This window comes from Halomonas binhaiensis, assembly GCF_008329985.2.
Classification (GTDB): Bacteria; Pseudomonadota; Gammaproteobacteria; order Pseudomonadales; family Halomonadaceae; genus Halomonas; species Halomonas binhaiensis.
Window position 1 is genome coordinate 1,106,205 of the sequence record NZ_CP038437.2, and the last position, 20,286, is coordinate 1,126,490.

A 20,286-nucleotide genomic window follows, 5' to 3' on the forward strand; every position below is an offset into this window, starting at 1 on the left:
AAACCGTTTCCAGAGGTCTCTATGGCGAAGCCAGCCGGTATTGATGCTCCTTTCTCGCCCGATGATGTGGATATCATCGCCCGGGACTGCCTGTACCAGGGTTTTTTTCGTCTGGAGAAAGTGACTCTGAAGCATCGCCTGTTCGAAGGCGGCTGGAGCCGTGAATTCTCCCGTGAAGTGCATCGCCGCCACGATGCTGTCGGGGTGATGCTTTACGATCCTGAGAAGGATGCGGTGGTGCTGGTGGAGCAGATACGTGCCGGAGCACTTGATGACCCGCTCTCGCCATGGAAGCTGGAGTGTGTGGCTGGACTGGTCGACAAGGAAGAATCGCCCGAGGAAGTGGCGCGCAGAGAGGCGCTGGAAGAAGCTGGCTGTGAAATCAGGGATCTCATCTTTTTGCATAGCTACTATCCTAGTCCCGGTGCCTGCGATGAGCGCGTCTCGCTATATTGCGGTATGGTCGATAGTTCCGAGCTGGGTGGGGTTCATGGCCTGGATGAGGAAAACGAAGATATCCGCGTGCATGTGCTACCGTTTCAACTGGCCTGGGAACTCCTAGGCGATGGACGACTCGATAACGCTATGTGCCTGATCGGTTTTCACTGGCTGGCAGCCAATCGGGCATCCTTGCGAGCATGCCGTTGATAAGGGTGTCGCAGAAAACGGATGTCGCTGAATAAGGGCATCATTGAGCAAGGCGTATCGTGGATATGGTACGTCGTTGAAGCGGTACGTCGTTGATATAAACAGGAGGTAACGTGACAAATCGGAATGCCTACGTCACCGACCTGAAGGCGCTCCAGAGCGAGTGCACGGCCAACTATGTGCGCTTGAAGCGGCTGCTGGGTGATCTGGATGCCGGTGAAACCCGCGAGGTCGAGCTGCTCAGCGGTGATCGTCATCTTGGTGCGCTATGCCTGTACCTGGAAGAGCTGGCACCATATACCAGCGTCATCCGAGTCTCCCAGCGAGGCGTTCTGGATGGCATCCTCGATACACCACGCATGCGGGTGCATCTGTACCATGATGTGCGCATGGCCGAAGTGACCGACTTTCAGCGCAAGCGTCATTTCGATGGGCGCTATCGCTACCCCAATGCCCATATGCACCAGCCGGATGAGAAACTGCAGCTCAATCGGTTTCTTGGTGAGTGGCTGGACCATGGCCTGACCCATGGGCATTCTTCCCTGGACCTGTCTCATCTGCCCTGATGGGGTGGGTCTCTTGATAACTGGTGAGCAGAGCCTTGATACGTCTAGTTCAGATCAGTGACTGTCATCTTTATGCCGATCCCATGCAACCTTCCCGTCGGGGATTGCCGGCTCGCCAATTGGCTGCGGTTGTCGATGCGGCGCTGCATGATCGCCCTGACATGGTGCTGGTGACAGGCGACCTCAGCCAGGACGAAAGCGAAGGCTCCTATCGCCTGGCCATGGACAACCTGCTGCGTTTCCAATGCCCGTGGTACTGGATTCCTGGCAATCACGATGATCTAGCGCTGATGGTCGAACACTGGGAAGTCGAGATCGACATCGGGGCGGCAGCGTGGCGTATTGTGCAGCTCAATACGCGCATCGAAGGCGAAGTGAAGGGGCGTGTCGGCGAAGAACAGCTGGCGGCACTGAGTGAGCTTCTGGCTGATGATGAGCGGCCCACTGTCGTTGTAATGCACCATCCGCCGGTTCAGGTAGGCAGTGTCTGGATCGATGAGCTAGGACTGGTGGACCAGGAGGCCTTTCAAGAGGTGGTAGGAGCCTTTCCTCAGGTGAAGGTGGTGCTGTGTGGTCATGTGCATCAGGCCTTCCATGGCAAGATCAATGCCCCGCATGGTGATATTGACGTTTTCGCCTGTCCCTCGACCTCTGACCAGTTCCTGGCGGGTAGTGTGGAGTTCGCTGTGGATGAAGCTTCTCGCCCAGGCTATCGAGTGCTGGATCTGAGTCGCGATGGCAGCTGGCAGACATGGGTGGAGCGTGTCGAGATCTGAACGGTATGTCGATATCGCTATTTTTGATATAAAAAGATAGATATTAATTCTTTTACGTTATTATCTTGATGACGGTATCCTCGCAGGATATTTCTCCACGTCATGCGAGGTCTCCAGACCATGACTAGCCTTCAGGCTCCTTCCAAGGCTGGAGCCGCTCAGCCCGGCTCGCCAATCACTCCGCAGCGTCTCACACATCTCAAGCAGCTTGAGGCCGAGTCCATTCACATCATTCGTGAAGTGGCCGCGGAATTTTCCAACCCGGTGATGATGTACTCCATCGGCAAGGACTCTTCTGTCATGCTGCACCTGGCCCGCAAGGCCTTCTATCCGGGTACACCGCCGTTCCCGCTGCTGCATGTGGATACCACCTGGAAGTTCAAGGAAATGATTGCGTTCCGTGACCGTATGGCCAAGGAAGCAGGCATGGAGCTTCTGGTACATACCAATGAAGAAGGGCGGACTGCCGGTATCAACCCCTTCGACCACGGCTCCAGTGGTTATACCGACGTGATGAAGACCCAAGCGCTCAAGCAAGCGCTGGACAAGTACGGCTTTGATGCGGCCTTCGGTGGTGCACGCCGCGATGAGGAAGCCAGCCGCGCCAAGGAGCGCGTATTCTCCTTCCGCGACAAGTACCATCGCTGGGATCCCAAGAACCAGCGTCCGGAACTGTGGAATCTCTACAATGCCCGCGTAAACAAGGGTGAGTCGATCCGTGCTTTCCCGCTCTCCAACTGGACTGAGCTGGATATCTGGCAATACATCTATCTCGAAGAAATTCCCATTGTCCCGCTGTACTTCTCTGCACCGCGCCCGGTAGTGGAACGCGATGGCATGCTGATCATGGTCGATGATGAGCGCATGCCGCTGGAAGACGGAGAAAAGCCCGAAGAGACGTGGGTGCGCTTCCGTACCCTGGGGTGCTACCCGCTGACGGGTGCAGTGGAGTCCAAGGCTCAGACATTGCCAGAAATCATCCAGGAAATGCTGCTGACTCGCACCAGTGAGCGCAGTGGCCGTGCCATCGATCATGATCAGGCCGGCTCCATGGAGAAGAAGAAGCGCGAAGGGTACTTCTAGTCACGGGCTACGAGCTGCGAGCCACGGGCGCCTTCACAGAGGCTTGTGGACCACTCGACCGCCGTTGAACATAACCATAGACAGCGGATCTGGAAAGGGCGGCTCGAAGCTCGAGACTCGTAGCTCGCCGCCTTTTCCACTATCCCATCACAGGACGGAGTACCAGGGCCGTGTCTCACCAATCTGAATTGATTGCCGATAACATCGAGCAATATTTGCACGAGCACGAAAACAAGGACCTGCTGCGTTTCATTACCTGCGGCAGTGTGGATGACGGCAAGTCGACCTTGATCGGTCGCCTGTTGCACGATTCCAAGATGATCTTCGATGACCAGCTTGCTGCCATTACCCAGGCATCCAAGACCCAGGGCACGACGGGGGAGGAAGTCGACCTGGCGCTGCTGGTGGATGGCCTGCAGTCCGAGCGCGAGCAGGGCATCACTATCGATGTGGCTTACCGCTTCTTCTCCACCGACAAGCGCAAGTTCATCATTGCCGACACGCCTGGGCATGAGCAGTACACTCGTAACATGGCCACGGGGGCTTCCACAGCCGGCCTGGCGGTCATTCTGATCGATGCCCGCCATGGCGTGCAGACCCAGACGCGTCGGCATAGCTTCATTGCCGATCTGCTGGGGATTCAGCATCTGGTCATTGCGATCAACAAGATGGACCTGGTGGAGTATTCCGAGGCACGCTTCAATGAGATCGTCGAGGAGTACCGTGACTTCTCCGGTCAGTTGGCGGCCAAGGATATTCGCTTTGTCCCGTTGTCCGCACTCAAGGGCGACAACGTCGTCAATCGTGGCGAAAACCTGGGCTGGTATCAGGGGCCGACACTGCTGGAATTGCTGGAGAGCGTGGAAGTCAGCCGTGACCAGAATCTCAGTGACTTGCGTCTGCCGGTGCAGTATGTCAATCGCCCGAACCTGGATTTCCGCGGTTATGCCGGCACCTTGGAAGCCGGTATCCTGCGTCCGGGACAGGCGGTCAAGGTGCTGCCTTCCAACAAGGTCAGCAAGGTCGAGCGCATTGTCACCTTCGATGGCGATCTGGAAGAAGCCTATCCGGGGCAGGCCATCACGGTCACGCTGGAAGATGAAATCGACATCTCGCGTGGCGACTGGCTGGTGGGGTCAGGTGCTGATGTCACGCTGGCCGATGCCTTCGAGGCCGATATCGTATGGATGCACGAGACTCCGCTGGAGCTGGGGCGCCAGTACGATATTCGCATGGCAGGCCGTGGCGTAGCAGGGCGTGTGGAAGCCATTCACTACCAGGTGGACGTCAATACCCTTGAGCGCCATGATGCTGCACGACTCGAGCTCAATGCCATCGCGCGTTGCCGGGTCGGGCTGACGGCTGAAGTGCCCATCGATGAATACGCACGTATTCCTGGCACCGGTAGCTTCATCGTCATCGACCGCCTGACCAATGTCACTGTCGGTGCCGGCATGATTCGTGGTGCTGCCAAGGCCGAGTCTACTGCCCGGGAAGTCGATTGGGCGGGTTTTGAGCTCGAACTGAATGCTCTGGTGCGCAAGTACTTTCCGCATTGGGAAGCCAAGGACTTGAGCGACCTGTTGAAGCGTTGATCTTCATCTTCCATGACTGACCGTCCCATGGGCATGGGCCCGTGGGACGGTTTCGTGTTGGCTTCCTTCACGAAAAGCACAGACGCTCCCCCGTTTTTCGCACACAACCTGGCGATGCATGTGCTGAGTGGCTGCACATGTTGCTTCTTCAGAGATGGCCAGAGCGCTGCTGTCCACACAGCGTCGCTTGTGGCTTTTGGTTGCTTGTAACCCTCGACCGCTGGTGCTCCTCAACCGTTTGTGGCCCTGAAATGTTGAACAGCGGGTTCTGGTTATGACCCGAAGCCGAGAAAGGTTCATCTGTTGTCGTTTTGCTGTCATATACAGGCATTATTCTGGCATCCCAAAAATAGGGTGCCATGAAGAATGTGTCGCAGACAAATACTAAAGTCGACACCATGGAAGTGGGGGTATTTATATTCGGTATGTTACATTGATTAACTCAAAGTGGGCATGGGTAAGGCTACTATCTAGCGCCATGAACCTGCTTCGGGCAAGATGCCCGCTTCAGGCAATATACCTAAAATAATGATGAAAGATGTCATTGAAATCTAAAAATTTATTGGTAGGGATACCAGGAGGGTAGTCGGCATGATCGCTTGCCACCTCTACGATAATATCGAGCTCGCTTGCCTTTATCATTTTCCAGTAAAACTTTCACTGCGTAATGGCAGCAGTCGCGAAGGCAGCGCGGTAGACACAGACTTCAACGACCAGCATGAAGAGTGCCTATCTCTGAAAACACACAATGGCAAGAAGTTGGTTGTGCTTGATGAGATTGCTCGTATGGAAGTGCTAGTTGATAACCCTCATTTCATGGTGCTTGATTTTGCATGATTTATGTTGAATGAGTGATAAAAAATAAAGCGAACGATTTGAGTGTCGCGAGTGAGCGAATAAGGGAAGGCTAGAATAGAAAAAGCCCCTGCTATCTAGAACGTGTTGTTTTAGATAGCAGGGGCTTTTTAGATGCAGGGAATCTTTTAGATATAGGAGCTTTTTAGATATAGGAGCTTTTTAGATATAGGAGCTTTTTCAGGTGCCGGGATTTTTCAGGTACAGGGAGGTGCAGGTATAGGGAGGGCCAGGTATAGAGGCTTTTTCAGGTATAAGGGCTTTTTCAGATATAGAGGCTTTGTTTTCCGGCAGGGGGCAACATGCCTTCGCCGTTACCCCCTTCGGTGTTGTCAGTGTTCTTTCGTCGCTATCAACACCGCCCGCCGGGGGGCGGGATGGCCTTCGCGAGTCCGGCTGGGGTCATTCGGATCAAGGAAGTCGGGCAGGGACTGGAAGGTCATCCAGTCGGTAGCGCGCTGTTCCTCGACGCTGGTAACGGCTTCGTCGACGATACGCACATCCTTGAATCCCGTTTTTTCCAGCCATGTCTTGAGCGCTCGGGATGAGGGCAGGAAGTAGACATTCGGCATGGCGGCATAGCGATCACCGGGCAGCAGCACGGTTGTCTCGTCGCCTTCCACCACCAGGGTTTCCAGAACCACTTCGCCACCGGGGCGCAGGGCTGCATGCAACTGGGCCAGGTGTTCCAATGGAGAAGGCCGATGGTAGAGCACTCCCATAGAGAATAACGTATCGAAAAAGCCCAGATTTGGTGGCACATCTTCGATACCGACAGGCAGGAAGTGCACACGTCCCTCATCAGCGTTACCCACAAAGTGGCGTACCGCCTGGAACTGCCAGTAGAAGCGCGGAGAAGGATCGATCACCAGGACGAAGCCAGCCCCTTGCCCAGCCATGCGCCAGGCGTGGTATCCATTGCCCCCACCTACGTCCAGCACCCGCCGACCGGTCAAGGGAGACAAGTGAGGGGCGACCCTTTGCCATTTCCAATCGGAGCGCCATTCAGTGTCAATGGTGATGCCGGCCAACCGATAGGGACCCTTGCGCCAGGGCATCAATGCCCGTAGCAGGCTTTCGCACTGACGCAGGCGGCTGTCATCCAGTTCCACGTCGACGCCGACATGGTCGTCATCGAGCCTGACGGTACGTTGTTCGGGCAAAGGCGGCAGCTTGCCGACGGCTTTTTCCCAGGCGGGCAGGTCGCCGTAGCGCTTGCGGTCCAGCCCCCGAGCCAACTGCTCGGGTAGCCGGGCGAGCCAGTCCGCCATGGCCTGATGGTGAAAGGACTGTTCGAGAAACGCCCGATACAGGGCGCGCTGATGCTCAGGAAGGCTCACTCACTTTTCCTTGAAGGCAATCATGGAAGAGAAGTTCAGGTACTGGAACCAGGTCAGGGAACGCGTGAAACCGACTCGGGCCAGGCGCTCGTGATGGGCTTCCAGGGTATCCGGGACCAGGACGTTCTCCAGTGCGTTACGCTTCTGGCTGATTTCCAGATCGCTGTAGCCATTGGCGCGCTTGAAGTCGTGATATCGCTCGACCAGCCAGGCATTGTCCTGTTCATCCCCGGCCTTGATCTTCTCCGACAGCACTAGAATGCCGCCTGGTTCCAGGGCGTTGTAGAGTTTGTGCAGCACATCATCGCGGTCCTCGGGAGAGAGGAACTGCAAGGTGAAGTTGAGCACGATCATGCCGGCAGGCCGATAATCGAAAGTACGGATATCGCCTTCCACCACCTCGATATCATGGTCTGGGCATTCTGTGGCAAGGGTTTCGCGGGCACGCTCGACCATGGCCGGAGACAGGTCAATTCCCGTCAGGCTGAAGGCATCCTTGGGGAGCTGCCCGGCCAGGGCCAGACCTACTGCGCCAAGCGAACAGCCCAGGTCGTAGACATGGGCGCCGTGGCGCAGATGACGCTGGGCGATCAGTCCCAGCATGCCGAGAATCTGGCCATAGCCTGGCACCGACCGACGAATCATGTCGGGGAAGCAGGCGACGACTGTCTCGTCGAACGAAAAGCGCGCCACCTTGTCCAGAGGTGTGGAAAATATGGCGTCACGGTAAGATGCGTCACTCATAGGCGGACGATGTCTTGGGCTCTGGATAGCAGGAAAACACGTATTCTACGCGTCAAGGCTCAAAGCTGCACGGTTGCCAAGGCCCAAGGTTGTCAAAGCCCAAGGTTGCCAAGGCGCAGGTTGCCAAGGAGAGGATGATGGTACAGATTGATCGGACGAATGCCTGGCAGGCATTGCAACAGCATGCTGATGACATTGCCAAGCGTCACCTGAAAGACATGTTCCGTGAAGATGAGGATCGCTTTGGCACCTTCAGTCGTGAAGGTGGCGGACTGCGCGTGGATCTTTCCAAGCAGCGTTGGCAGGCAGAAACCCTGGATCTACTGCTGCAGCTGGCCGAGGAGGCGCAAGTGCCCGAGGCGATCTCGCGCTTGCTCTCTGGTGACAAGGTCAACATCAGCGAAAATCGTCCCGCACTGCATACGGCGCTGCGCCTGCCGGCAGATGCCAGTCTTGTGGTCGAGGGCCAGGATGTCGTGCCTGGGGTCCACCGCACCCTGGACCACATGGCCTCCATGGTCGATCGTTTTCACTCCGGGCAGTGGCGTGGTGTCACTGGCCAGCCGATCAAGGACGTGGTCAACCTGGGCGTCGGGGGCTCGGACCTTGGGCCGTTGATGGTGACCCATGCGCTGTCTGACTACCGGGTCAAGGATGTGCACGAGGTGAATGTACACTTTGCCTCGACCATGGATGGCTCCCAACTAGCGGCATACCTGACGCATTTCGACCCGGAGACGACGCTGTTCGTGCTGTCGTCCAAGTCCTTCACCACCATCGATACTCTATCCAATGCCACGACTGCCCGTGACTGGCTGATGGCTCGCTTGGCAGGGCATGGCCGGGAGGGCATCGATGCGGACCTGGTCATGCGTCAGCACTTCATTGGTGTATCAGCAAGTCCCGAGAAAATGTCCGAGTGGGGCATTGCCGAGAATCATCAGTTGGAGTTCTGGGACTGGGTGGGGGGGCGCTACTCTCTCTGGGGAGGCATTGGCCTGCCTATTGCCCTGGTCATCGGCATGGAAGGCTTCCTCCAGTTTCTGGCGGGTGCGCATGCGATGGATCGCCATTTCCAGACAGCACCCCTGGCCGACAACCTGCCGGTACTGATGGCGCTTGCGGGGATCTGGAACAACAATTTTCTCGATATCCGCGCACATTCGATCCTGCCTTACGACGGACGCCTGGAATATTTCGCCGCCTACCTGGAACAGCTGGAGATGGAGTCCAACGGCAAGTCGGTGACCAATGAAGGCGAAAGTGTCACCTATTCGACCTGCCCCGTGTTGTGGGGACAGTTGGGACCGAATGCCCAGCATGCCTTCTACCAATTGCTGCATCAGGGGACCCAGGCGGTGGAGTGTGATTTCATTGCGCCTCTGGTGCGCTATGACGATGTTGAAGATCCCGCTACCCGTGAGCGCTTGATGGGCCAGCATCGTCTGACGTTGGCAAACTGCTTCGCGCAGTCGCGTGTACTGATGCTGGGTGATGATGCCATCGCGGATGATGGTCCGCGACCTGAGCACAAGCGTTACCGTGGCAATCAACCCTCGAGCACTGTATTGCTGGAACGCCTGACGCCGGAGAGTCTTGGTGCCTTGATCGCCTTGTACGAACATAAGGTCTTTGTTCAGGCGACCATCTGGGGCATCAACCCCTTTGACCAGTGGGGTGTTGAACTGGGCAAGAAGATTGCCAATGAGACGTGTGACATCATAGAACGACGTGACGGCTGTGACGCCGAACTGAAGCAGATGGACGCTTCGACGCGTGGTTTGATCGAGGCGACCTGGAATAGCAGTCGAACGTAGGTGCCATGAAGCAGGTGCCAAGAAAACGTAGCTGCCAAGAAGCAGGTGTCATGAGACGTGAGGTGTCATGGAATCAAGGCGTCTTGATATGAGTCGCTCAAGAATGCTGGTCAAATATACAGGGTTTTGGGTATGCTGAGTGCATCGAGTGCGCCTCCCCCGGCAAGTGGCCTCCTTTATCTGCACGGTTTCAACAGTGCCGGTGCATCGCCCAAGGCACGTCTGGTGCAACAGGCATGTCAGTCGCTGGGTCTGGCCTGTCTCGTGCCAGATTTGCCTCATCACGCTGAAGAGGCCCTGGACCTGGCAGAGAGCCTGCTGGATAGCCTCGGACCTCGGCCGGTATTGATGGGTAGCTCCATGGGAGGTTTCTTGTCCACGGTACTGGCAGAGCGGCATGGGCTGCCAGCTGTGCTGGTCAATCCGGCGGTGCGACCGGCTCGCCTGGTCAAGACAATGCTCGGCCAGGGTTTCATCAATGCCTATACCGGTGAGCGCTTCAGTGTCGAGCAGAGCCACTACGACCAGATAGTGGCGATGACGCCGGAGCGGGTGGATCCACAACATTACCTGCTGTTGTTGGTAACGCAGGATGAAACCCTGGATAGCGCTGATGCCTTCAACTTCTATCGTGGTGCCAGAATGGTGCTGCATCCAGGGGGAGAGCATGGCTTTGACAGGCTGGCGGACTATTTGCCGGCAGCCTTTGCTCACGCAGGATATACACTGGTGCCTGGTAGCATCGCACCTGTGATGAAGGAATGACGCTCAATAATGATGGATCTCCATACATGACCCAATACAGTGCCAGCTCTATTGAAGTGCTTTCCGGGCTCGAGCCCGTGCGCAAGCGTCCCGGCATGTACACGGATACCTCCCGCCCAAACCATCTGGCTCAGGAAGTCATTGATAACAGTGTCGACGAGGCCCTGGGTGATTTCGCCGACACCATACGCGTCAAGCTGCTCGACGATGGCGGCATCGAAGTGGAAGACAACGGCCGCGGGATGCCCATCGACATTCACCCGGAACATGGTGTTTCGGGTATCGAATTGATCATGACCCGCCTGCATTCCGGTGGAAAATTCTCCTCTTCCAGTTACCGTTTTTCCGGTGGTCTGCATGGCGTCGGGGTTTCTGTGGTCAATGCGCTGTCCAGGAGACTGGAGGTCGAAGTGCAGCGCGATGGCCAGCGTTATGCCATGGCCTTCGAGCATGGCGAAACGGTGTCTCCTCTGGCGGCGATAGGCACGGCAGCCAAGCGCGCCAAGGGAACCCTGGTGCGCTTCTGGCCAGAGCAGAGCTACTTCGACAGCCCCAAATTGTCTGTCTCGAGGCTCAAGCACCTGCTGCGCGCCAAGGCGGTACTCTGTCCTGGTCTCAAGGTCGAGCTGATCGAGGCCGACGGGACAGCGACCACCTGGCAGTTCGAAGATGGCTTGCGCGACTATCTGGCCCAGAGCACGAACGGCTATGAGGTGTTGCCGGCGTCGCCTTTCGTGGGTCATTTTTCCGATGAGGAACAGGCAGCGGACTGGGCCATACAGTGGTTGCCCGAAGGCGGTGACTCGCTGATGGAAAGCTACGTGAACCTGATCCCTACGGCGCAGGGAGGCACTCATGTCAATGGCTTGCGTTCAGGGCTGCTGGAAGCACTGCGTGAATTCTGTGAATACCGCAGCCTGTTGCCTCGGGGTGTAAAACTGACCGCTGAGGATCTGTGGGAACGGGTCGCCTATGTACTCTCGGTGAAGATGCTCGACCCTCAGTTTGCTGGTCAGACCAAGGAGAGACTGTCATCACGCACCGTGTCAGGCTTCGTTTCCGGAGTGGTAAAGGATGCCTTCTCGTTGTGGCTCAACCACCATGTAGATCAGGCCGAGGCGCTGGCGGAGCTGGTGATCAGCGCTGCTCAGCGGCGCCAGAAGACTGCCAAGAAGGTCGCTCGCAAGAAGATCACCTCAGGCCCAGCGCTGCCTGGCAAGCTGGCTGACTGCAGTGGTCAGGACCCAGCCCGCAGTGAACTGTTTCTGGTAGAAGGGGATTCGGCTGGCGGCAGTGCCAAGCAGGCTCGTAACCGCGAGACCCAGGCGATTCTTCCCTTGCGCGGCAAGATTCTCAATACCTGGGAAGTGGATTCCCACGATATCTATGGCTCCCAGGAAGTGCACGACATCGCAGTGGCCATCGGCATGGATCCCAACAGCGATGACCTGTCCAAGCTGCGCTATCACAAGATCTGCATTCTGGCTGATGCGGATTCTGATGGCCTGCACATCGCCACCCTGCTGTGCGCCTTGTTCGTGCGCCACTTTTCGGCGCTGGTGGATGCTGGTCACGTCTTCGTGGCCATGCCACCGCTGTACCGCATCGATCTGGGCAAGGAAGTGCATTACGCCCTGGACGAGAGCGAGAAGGCAGCCATCCTCAAGCGCCTGGAAAGCAAGCGGGGAACACCCAATGTGCAGCGTTTCAAAGGCCTCGGCGAGATGAGCCCGTTGCAATTGCGCGAGACCACCATGGCCGTCGAAACCCGGCGTCTGGTCCAGCTTACCCGGGAAGAAGGCGACGGCACCATGGAAATGATGGACATGCTGCTGGCCAAGAAACGCGCTGCCGACCGCAAGAGCTGGTTGGAGGATTACGGCAATCTGGCGGACATCGAGGTGTAACGTCTTATGACCATGGATATTCAGGTGGCGGAGGGCGACGTCGAACGTCTGTCCCTGCGCGAATACACGGAGAAGGCCTACCTCGATTATTCGATGTACGTCATTCTCGACCGGGCGCTACCCCATATCGGCGATGGCATGAAGCCCGTGCAACGGCGCATCGTCTATGCCATGCGCGAGCTGTCATTGACGGCCAATGCCAAGTACAAGAAGTCCGCTCGCACCGTCGGCGACGTATTGGGTAAATTCCACCCCCACGGTGACAGTGCTTGCTACGAGGCCATGGTACTCATGGCCCAGTCATTCAGCTATCGCTATCCGCTGGTGGATGGCCAGGGCAACTGGGGAAGCCCGGACGATCCCAAGTCCTTTGCTGCCATGCGCTATACCGAAGCGCGCCTATCGCGCTTCTCTGAAGTCCTGTTGTCGGAACTTGGGCAGGGGACGGTGGACTGGACGCCGAATTTCGATGGCACCATGAATGAACCGGTGGTGCTGCCGGCGCGCTTGCCCCATGTGCTGCTCAATGGTGGCATGGGGATTGCCGTGGGCATGACCACGGATATTCCGCCGCATAATGTGCATGAAGTGGTCGAGGCCACCTGCCAGGTATTGCGCAACCCGGGCGCGACCACTGCGGACTTGATGAAGCACCTGCCAGCACCGGACTTTCCCACCGAGGCCGAAATCATTACGCCCCGGGCCGATCTGCGCAAGATCTATGAAGCAGGTCGAGGCAGTGTCAAGCTGCGTGCTCGCTACATGCTGGAAGATGGCAATGTGGTGATCACGGCGCTGCCGTATCAAGTCAGTGGTGCCAAGGTGCTGGAGCAGATCGCCGCCCAGATGCAGGCCAAGAAGCTGCCTATGGTAGCGGATCTGCGTGATGAGTCGACCCACGAGGATCCGACCCGACTGATCATCGAGCCGCGCTCCAACCGGATCGATATCGAAGCATTGATGGCGCACCTGTTCGCCACGACCGACCTGGAAAAGAACATACGGGTCAACCTCAACGTCATCGGGCTCGATGGTCGCCCGCGAGTGATGCCGTTGCCCGAGTTGCTGGGCGAATGGCTCGATTTCCGTCGTACCACGGTACGTCGGCGCCTGGAGCATCGCCTGGGCAAGGTGATGGACCGGCTGCATATCCTTGCAGGCTTGCTGATCGCATACCTCAATATCGATGAGGTCATCCGCATCATTCGCGAGGAAGACGAGCCCAAGAGCGCCCTGATGGACGCTTTTGGCCTGTCCGATCGCCAGGCCGAGGCCATCCTCGAGTTGCGCTTGCGTCACTTGGCCAAGCTCGAGGAAATGAAGATTCGCACCGAGCAGGATGAGCTTGAGGAAGAGCGAAAGTACCTCGAGAAGCTGCTGGGTGATGCCGGAGCCATGACCGATCTGATCGAGGAAGAGCTACGCAAGGCGGGTGAAGAGTATGGCGATGCGCGTCGCTCGCCGATCGTCGAGCGTGAAGAGGCCAAGGCGCTTTCCGAAGTCGAGCTGGTCGGTGCAGATCCGGTGACTGTCGTGCTTTCGGAAAAGGGCTGGATACGTGCGGCCAAGGGCCACGACATCGATCCGGAAGGGTTGTCCTACAAGGCGGGAGACAAGTTTCACCTGGCGGCGCGAGGCAAGACCAACCAACCTCTGGTCTTACTGGATGACACTGGCCGAGCCTATACCTTGCCTGCTCACCAATTGCCAAGTGCCCGTGGTCAGGGCGAGCCCGTTACCGGAAAGGTCAATGTGGTTGCCGGTGCGCACATGGCCGGGGTGATGCTGGCACCGCCGGACACTCGCTATCTGTTGGCTTCGGATGGCGGTTATGGTTTCGTGGCCAAGCTGGTCGAGCTGACTGGCAAGAACCGATCAGGTAAATCGATCCTGTCACTACCTAATGGCTGCAATGTGCTGGCACCGGTGGAAGTGCCGGGTGGTGAAGAAGGCTTGAGCGTGGCGGCGGTATCCAATGAAGGGCGTCTGTTGCTGTTCCCGCTGGAGCAGTTGCCGGAGATGGCCAAGGGCAAGGGCAACAAGATGATCGACATTCCCGGGGCGCGGGCAGCGCGTCGCGAGGAATTCGTGCGTGACCTGGTGGTGTTGGCGCCAGGAGATTCCCTGGTGGTGCATTCCGGCAAGCGCAAGCTGACACTGAAAGGCGAAGAACTCGACTATTACCGTGGTGACCGCGGCAGACGCGGCAGCAAGTTGCCACGTGGCTTACAGAAAGTGGATCGCCTGGAGCGCCAGGAAGGATGACATGACAAGACGAATCTTGATGCGTGCCACTGGTCAGGCACGGCCGGGACAATTGGCTGGCCTGGGCTGTGCACTGGCCAGAAGCGGAGCTCGGCTGCTGGATATCAACCAGAGCGTGACCTTCGGTATCCTGTCGCTTGAGGCACTGGTCGCCCTGGACCATGAAGCGGAGCTGGAGCAGGCATTGTCTGAAGTGGGCGATGAGCTTGGCCTGGATGTACAGGCTATTCAGATCAGTGCCGAGGAATATCATCGCTGGAGCGTGGATGCCAGCCAGCCTCGACTGATCATGACATTGCTGGCGCCGAAATTGCCGGCCGGCATTCTGGCGGAAGTCGGTGCCTTGACCGCTGAGCATGGCCTGACCGTTGAGCTGATTCATCGCCTGTCCGGGCGTGAGCCCCTGGATGGTGAAGCTCCCGAGCATGGCAGCTGCGTCGAATGCTGGCTGCGTGGAGAGGAGGTCGATGTCGAGGCGCTGCACGAGAAAGCCTTGGCATTGGGGGCTGCCCATGGGGTGGATATCGCTCTGCAGGAAGATTCCATCTGGCGCACTCATCGTCGATTGGTGTGCTTCGATATGGATTCGACCTTGATCAAGGCGGAAGTCATCGATGAGCTGGCGCGTCGTCATGGCGTCTACGATGAAGTGGCTGAAGTCACCGAGCGGGCCATGCGGGGAGAACTGGATTTCAAGCAGAGCTTCCGTGAGCGAATGTCCAAGCTCAAGGGGCTTGATGAATCCGTGTTGGCCGACATCGCGGCAGAGCTACCGCTGATGGATGGTGTCGAGACGCTGATGAAGCAGCTCAAGCGTCTGGGCTATCGTACGGCCATCCTGTCCGGTGGCTTCACCTATTTTGCCGAATACCTGCAGGCGCGCCTGGGCTTCGATGAGATCCATGCCAATGAACTGGTCATCGAAAATGGCAAGGTGACGGGAGAGGTGCGTGAACCGATCGTCGATGCTGACCGCAAGGCACAATTGCTTCACGAGATTGCCGAGCGTCAAGGCATTCGCATGGAGCAGACCATCGCGGTGGGAGATGGTGCCAACGACCTGAAGATGCTCGCTGCCGCAGGCCTTGGCATCGCTTTCCGTGCCAAGCCTCTGGTGCGCCAGCAGGCACGTCATAGTATCTCGACATTGGGTCTGGATGCGGTGCTTTACCTGATCGGCTACCGTCAAGCCGACCTGGAGGCATAGCAGCATGGCTGTAACTGCGAGCAACTGGCGTGGACGCTTCGAGCAACTGCGTGCCAACAAGCTGTTTGAGCTGGTTGTCATCGCCATCATCATCCTGTCGGCGCTGTTGATTGGGGCCAAGACCTACGAAGAAACCTCCCGTTTCCAGCAGGCTCTCGTGGTGCTGGATATGGGCGTCACCGCGTTTTTCCTGGTCGAGTTGCTGATTCGCATGGCAGCAGAGAGGCGCGTGCTCGACTTCTTCAAGAAGGGCTGGAATGTCTTCGATTTCCTGATCGTCGTCGCCAGCCTGGTGCCCTTGAACGACTCGGAAATGGTATTGCTGGCGCGTTTGCTGCGTATCTTCCGGGTCTTGCGTCTGGTATCGATGATTCCTGAACTACGCATCCTGATGGTGGCGTTGTTCAAGTCGATTCCCCGCATGGGCTACGTGCTTCTGTTGATGTTCATCATCTTCTACATCTACGGTGCAGTCGGCAGCTTTCTGTTCGTGGACGTGGACCCCAAACTGTGGGGCAATATCTCTCTGGCCATGCTGACGCTGTTCCAGGTCGCAACTTTCGAGAGCTGGGCCACGGCAGTGCTCTATCCGGCCATGGAGCATTACCCATACGCATGGATCTACTTCCTGACCTTTATCTTCCTCAACGCTTTTGTCTTTCTGAACATGATGATCGGTATCGTTCTGGACGTCATGCAGAAGGAGAGCGTAGCTATTGAGCTGGAGAATGGCGAAGGGGAAGCCGCGGAGCTTCATGGACTGCGAAGCGATGTGCGTGAGCTGCGCGACCAGCTCAACCGGATGGAATCGTTGTTGAAGGAGCGTAGTTGATGGAATGTCGCTGATTTACCTCATCAGCCTGTCATCCGCGTGACATGAGTGATCTTCCGCCTACTCAATTGAGAACTACGGTACTACCGCCGATGGGATAGGTACGTGGCTGTTGCTTGGCGCTAGCATGGACATGCAAGGCGTTAAGGGCGCTAAGCACCAAGGAAGGCGCATGGCCGGGAGGGATTCCTCCCGGCTTTTTTTGCGAGCGGCGAGCTGCCGGTGGCAAGTGTGGTGGGGGAGATGGTGATGGAGCGGTCTACAGCTCGAGTTCATCTGCCATGCAGTTGGCATAGAAGGTCACACTGGCTGGCCAGTCAGAGAACATGGCGCGAATGCCGATGTCTCGGGCCATGACATCCAGCGCCACCATTTTATCGCCTTCATTGTCGACGACCGAGTCGATGGTCTGAAAATACCAGTCACCGTCCTCAGTCAGGGGGGCGGAGCGCTCGAAGGACCAGGCAATGATGTCGAGGCCTGCGGCTTTGGCTTGTTCAGCATAGGTGGATGGCACAATGGGCTTGTCGGGATCATCGTTGGCAGCCAGCAGCATCCACAGCGGAGGTGCCAGGATCTTGACCCCCATGTCAGCCAGTTCCTCCATCGAGGGCGACCAGGTGTCCGGGTTGGCGATGTTGAAGTCGGGTTGTGTGTCGCGATCATCCAGGAATACCGCCTGGTCACCGAAGTCGGTGTTGTCGACCCAGTAGCGAACATCATCGAGCAGGAAAGACTGGGGGAAGACATCTGACGGGTCGACGTCGGCGGCGACATACTCGTCAATCATCTTTTGTGCGTAGTCCTGCTGGGTCATGCCATCGAAAGGCATATCGACAGTCGGCGTCTTGAGTTCAGGGGTCATCTTCACGCCGAGGCTCTTGAACAGCTCGATGCTTTCGGCATGCGTCATCAAGGTTCCGGAGTTGGCCGCGTAAAGTTCCGTGCGCCAGGTTGGATTCCCGGCCAGGTAGTCATCCAGGGTCTTGGCCTCGGTGTTGACGCCATCCATGCGCCCTTCGAGTGTCTTGAACTCGGCCAGGGTGATATCGCTGGTGGAGCACATGATATCGGCGGCATTACTGAGATTGCCGGCGTCATCGAATGTTGGCGGCACACTGCACTTTTCGGCCAGCGGTGTTTCCAGGATATTGGTCGTGGAGTGCAGGTCGCTCTGGGAATGACGACAGACCAGTTCCTTGTCCTTGGTGAAAGCCACGTCACACTCCAGGACTCCGGCCCCCATGCGTGCGGCGGCCATGTAGGATTCCCGGGTGTGTTCCGGGAACATCAAGGGAGCGCCGCGGTGACCGATGGAGAAGTCACTGCGTTCATAGCTGTCCATGCTGGAAGCGCATTGTTGCAATTGAGTCTTGAGTTCGGCGGATTGAGCACTGTCCTCATCCATGTCATCGACGAGAAAGAAGGGGCGTGGCCCCAGCGTAACCGGCAACTGATCGATATCATCGACAACTTCATTCTCGGCAGAGGCATGGGCCGGACCAGCAAGGCTCACGACCAGCACGGGGAGCAAGGCAGCAGTCTTGGGCAGCTTCATCTTGTCATTCCTTAACAGCACAGAAAGTGGGTGCAAAATGGCGCGCATCAGTCTAACTGGACACCTGTGACAAGGTGATGGCAGTGCGAAGATGCGACATCAAACCATCAGCATAGTTGACAAGAACCTTCAGTCCTGATTTTCTATGGGGTATGGACATGACATATCGCAACTTCGATCTAGACCTACGACTACTAGCCCACCACTGAAATGTGTGCTGGGCGATGCCTCTTGCGTCGCCATTTGTCAGGTTTAATCGAGGTTGTTTACATGTCTTCCACCACTGCTCGCCACGCCATGAACGTTCGTTGTGTTCAAGTTATCGGTGCCAGCCGCCGACATTGTGTCGCTGCTCGCCATATCGTCGCGAGCGCAGTAACGCCAAACGCAGCAATGCCCGTCGACGTCACTACTGCTGCTACTGAATTTCACAGCGCCCCACCTGCCATTTGCAGGTGGGGCGTTTCCGTTTCTAGACCTTGTGTTTCAAGGTTTTTCATCTGATTCGCTGCACACGACCTGGAGAATGCCGCCATGATGCTCAACGATCCCTCGAAGAAATATCGCCCCTTTGTCGCTGTCGATATCCCTGATCGCCAGTGGCCCAATCGCCGTATCGAGACACCCCCGATGTGGTGCAGTGTCGACCTGCGCGATGGCAACCAGGCGCTGATCGATCCGATGGATCTGGAACGCAAGCAACGTTTCTTCGACATGCTGGTCAAGATCGGTTTCAAGGAGATTGAAGTCGGCTTTCCGTCCGCTTCCCAGACCGATTTCGACTTCGTGCGCGACCTGATCGAAAATGGCAAGGTTCCTGATGATGTCACCATCCAGGTCCTGACACAGGCGCGTCCGCACCTCATCGAGCGCACATTCGAGTCGCTCAAGGGAGCCAAGAACGCGATCGTGCACGTGTACAATGCCACGGCCCCGGTGTTCCGCCGGGTGGTCTTCAATGTCAATCGCAGCGAGTGCATCGATATTGCTGTCACCGCCACACGCCAGATTCGCGAGTTGATGGATGCGGCTCCGGAAACCCACTGGACCTTCCAGTATTCTCCAGAGCTGTTTACCAACACCGAGATGGATTTTGCGGTAGAGATTGTCAATGCCGTGAGCGAGACCTACGGTGCCACGGCGGACAAGAAGATGATCGTCAACCTGCCGGCAACGGTGGAATGCGCTACGCCCAACAATTATGCCGATCAGGTGGAATGGTTCTGTCGCAACGTGGCGCATCGCGACCACCTCATCGTCAGCGTGCATCCGCACAATGATCGTGGCACGGGCGTTGCTGCTGCTGAGCTGACCGTGATGGCTGGCGCCGATCGAGTCGAGGGCACCTTGTTCGGCAATGGCGAGCGCACCGGTAATGTCGATATTGTCACGCTGGCCATGAATCTCTATACCCAGGGTGTACATCCGGGACTGGACTTCTCCAACATCACCCCGATCATGCGCGAGGTCGAGTATTGCAACCAGTTGCCGGTTCATCCTCGCCATCCTTATGTCGGGGACCTGGTGTTCACTGCCTTCTCTGGCTCTCACCAGGACGCGATCAAGAAAGGCATGGCGATGCGCAAGGATGATCCGGATGGCGTCTGGGAAGTGCCTTACCTGCCGATCGACCCGCTCGATGTGGGACGCAGCTATGAGGCAGTGATCCGGGTCAACAGCCAGTCCGGCAAGGGCGGTGTCTCATACCTGCTCGAGCAGGAACATGGCATCGAGCTGCCGCGTCGTCTGTCCATGGAGTTCAGCACGGTGGTGCAGGAAGTGGCTGATCGGATTGGCAAGGAAATCACTTCCAAGATGATCTATCAGGCTTTTGTTGATGAATATCTGGAGCAGAAGACGCCGCTCGAGCTGGTCAGCCATCGCCTGTTCTCCGAGCCAGATAGCCCTGTCGTCACCATGGAGGCCTGCATCAGCAAGAATGGTGAGCGCCAGACCATCACCGGGCAGGGCAACGGCCCGCTGGCGGCATTCATCAAGGCACTGGCGGGTGAAGGTCATAACGTCGAGATCATCGACTATCACGAGCACGCACGTGGCCAGGGCTCTGATGCTGAAGCCATCGCCTATGTGGAGGTGCGCATCAATGGTGAAGCCGTGTTCGGTGTGGGTAGCGACGAAAGCATCACCAGCGCTTCCATCAAGGGAGTGCTGAGTGCCATCAACCGCCAGCTTTCCACGGCTGAAGTTGCCGCCAACGTGACGGCAGAAACCGTCGTCTGAACAAGAGCTGTAAGCGGTAAGTGAATAAGCCATAAGCTTCAAGCTTCAAGCTGTAAGCCATGAGCTTGGAGTGATAAGTGAAAGCCC

The 20,286-nt window shown here is 57.2% G+C and carries 16 protein-coding genes; 13 read left to right on the forward strand and 3 right to left on the reverse strand.

The genetic code is table 11. The features are described from left to right. Window positions 1-21 precede the first annotated feature (21 nt). From E4T21_RS04775 to E4T21_RS04800, 6 genes are all read left to right on the forward strand, one after another. Entirely contained in the window at window positions 22-648 is a 627-nt protein-coding gene (locus E4T21_RS04775) for an NUDIX domain-containing protein (RefSeq protein ID WP_149283946.1), read from the forward strand. A gap of 113 nt (window positions 649-761) precedes the next feature. Beyond that, entirely contained in the window at window positions 762-1,214 is a 453-nt protein-coding gene (locus E4T21_RS04780) for a DUF1249 domain-containing protein (RefSeq protein WP_149283947.1), read from the forward strand. A gap of 35 nt (window positions 1,215-1,249) precedes the next feature. Further along, window positions 1,250-1,990 carry a metallophosphoesterase gene (locus tag E4T21_RS04785; RefSeq protein ID WP_338036115.1) on the forward strand — a complete coding sequence of 247 codons (741 nt, stop codon included), beginning with the start codon at window positions 1,250-1,252 and terminating at the stop codon, window positions 1,988-1,990. A gap of 120 nt (window positions 1,991-2,110) precedes the next feature. Continuing rightward, window positions 2,111-3,073: a sulfate adenylyltransferase subunit CysD gene (cysD, locus tag E4T21_RS04790; protein WP_149283948.1), complete on the forward strand. Its 963-nt coding sequence runs from the start codon at window positions 2,111-2,113 to the stop codon at window positions 3,071-3,073. 170 nt (window positions 3,074-3,243) lie between these two features. After that, window positions 3,244-4,668 (forward strand): sulfate adenylyltransferase subunit CysN, encoded by a 1,425-nt coding sequence (cysN, locus tag E4T21_RS04795; protein ID WP_149283949.1) that lies wholly within the window; start codon window positions 3,244-3,246, stop codon window positions 4,666-4,668. Window positions 4,669-5,259: 591 nt separating this feature from the next. After that, a complete protein-coding gene (locus E4T21_RS04800) occupies window positions 5,260-5,505 on the forward strand; it encodes a Rho-binding antiterminator (protein WP_149283950.1) in 246 nt (81 codons plus the stop codon). Between the two features lie 350 nt (window positions 5,506-5,855). Here E4T21_RS04800 and cmoB read toward each other — a convergent pair whose 3' ends face one another. Continuing rightward, window positions 5,856-6,863: a tRNA 5-methoxyuridine(34)/uridine 5-oxyacetic acid(34) synthase CmoB gene (cmoB, locus tag E4T21_RS04805; protein ID WP_149283951.1), complete on the reverse strand. Its 1,008-nt coding sequence runs from the start codon at window positions 6,861-6,863 to the stop codon at window positions 5,856-5,858. Beyond that, entirely contained in the window at window positions 6,864-7,607 is a 744-nt protein-coding gene (gene cmoA, locus E4T21_RS04810) for a carboxy-S-adenosyl-L-methionine synthase CmoA (RefSeq protein ID WP_149283952.1), read from the reverse strand. Between the two features lie 137 nt (window positions 7,608-7,744). On the opposite strand from cmoA, the gene pgi reads away from it, so the two are divergent. From pgi to E4T21_RS04840, 6 genes are all read left to right on the forward strand, one after another. Beyond that, entirely contained in the window at window positions 7,745-9,424 is a 1,680-nt protein-coding gene (gene pgi, locus E4T21_RS04815; protein ID WP_149287043.1) for a glucose-6-phosphate isomerase, read from the forward strand. A gap of 132 nt (window positions 9,425-9,556) precedes the next feature. Continuing rightward, window positions 9,557-10,189 carry a YqiA/YcfP family alpha/beta fold hydrolase gene (locus E4T21_RS04820; protein ID WP_149283953.1) on the forward strand — a complete coding sequence of 211 codons (633 nt, stop codon included), beginning with the start codon at window positions 9,557-9,559 and terminating at the stop codon, window positions 10,187-10,189. Between the two features lie 26 nt (window positions 10,190-10,215). Next, window positions 10,216-12,096, forward strand: coding sequence for a DNA topoisomerase IV subunit B (gene parE, locus E4T21_RS04825; protein WP_149283954.1), 1,881 nt, complete (start codon window positions 10,216-10,218; stop codon window positions 12,094-12,096). A 6-nt stretch (window positions 12,097-12,102) separates the two neighbouring features. Then, window positions 12,103-14,361, forward strand: coding sequence for a DNA topoisomerase IV subunit A (parC, locus tag E4T21_RS04830; protein ID WP_149283955.1), 2,259 nt, complete (start codon window positions 12,103-12,105; stop codon window positions 14,359-14,361). Window position 14,362: 1 nt separating this feature from the next. Next, a complete protein-coding gene (gene serB, locus E4T21_RS04835) occupies window positions 14,363-15,568 on the forward strand; it encodes a phosphoserine phosphatase SerB (RefSeq protein WP_149283956.1) in 1,206 nt (401 codons plus the stop codon). 4 nt (window positions 15,569-15,572) lie between these two features. After that, window positions 15,573-16,400: an ion transporter gene (locus E4T21_RS04840; protein ID WP_149283957.1), complete on the forward strand. Its 828-nt coding sequence runs from the start codon at window positions 15,573-15,575 to the stop codon at window positions 16,398-16,400. Between the two features lie 259 nt (window positions 16,401-16,659). On the opposite strand, the gene E4T21_RS04845 is transcribed toward E4T21_RS04840, so the two are convergent. Further along, the gene (locus tag E4T21_RS04845; RefSeq protein WP_149283958.1) at window positions 16,660-17,958 is read right to left on the reverse strand and encodes a glycerophosphodiester phosphodiesterase family protein; all 1,299 of its coding nucleotides are present in this window, start codon (window positions 17,956-17,958) and stop codon (window positions 16,660-16,662) included. A 534-nt stretch (window positions 17,959-18,492) separates the two neighbouring features. Here E4T21_RS04845 and leuA point away from each other — a divergent pair. Then, window positions 18,493-20,199 carry a 2-isopropylmalate synthase gene (gene leuA, locus E4T21_RS04850; protein ID WP_149283959.1) on the forward strand — a complete coding sequence of 569 codons (1,707 nt, stop codon included), beginning with the start codon at window positions 18,493-18,495 and terminating at the stop codon, window positions 20,197-20,199. The last annotated feature ends 87 nt before the right edge of the window (window positions 20,200-20,286 follow it).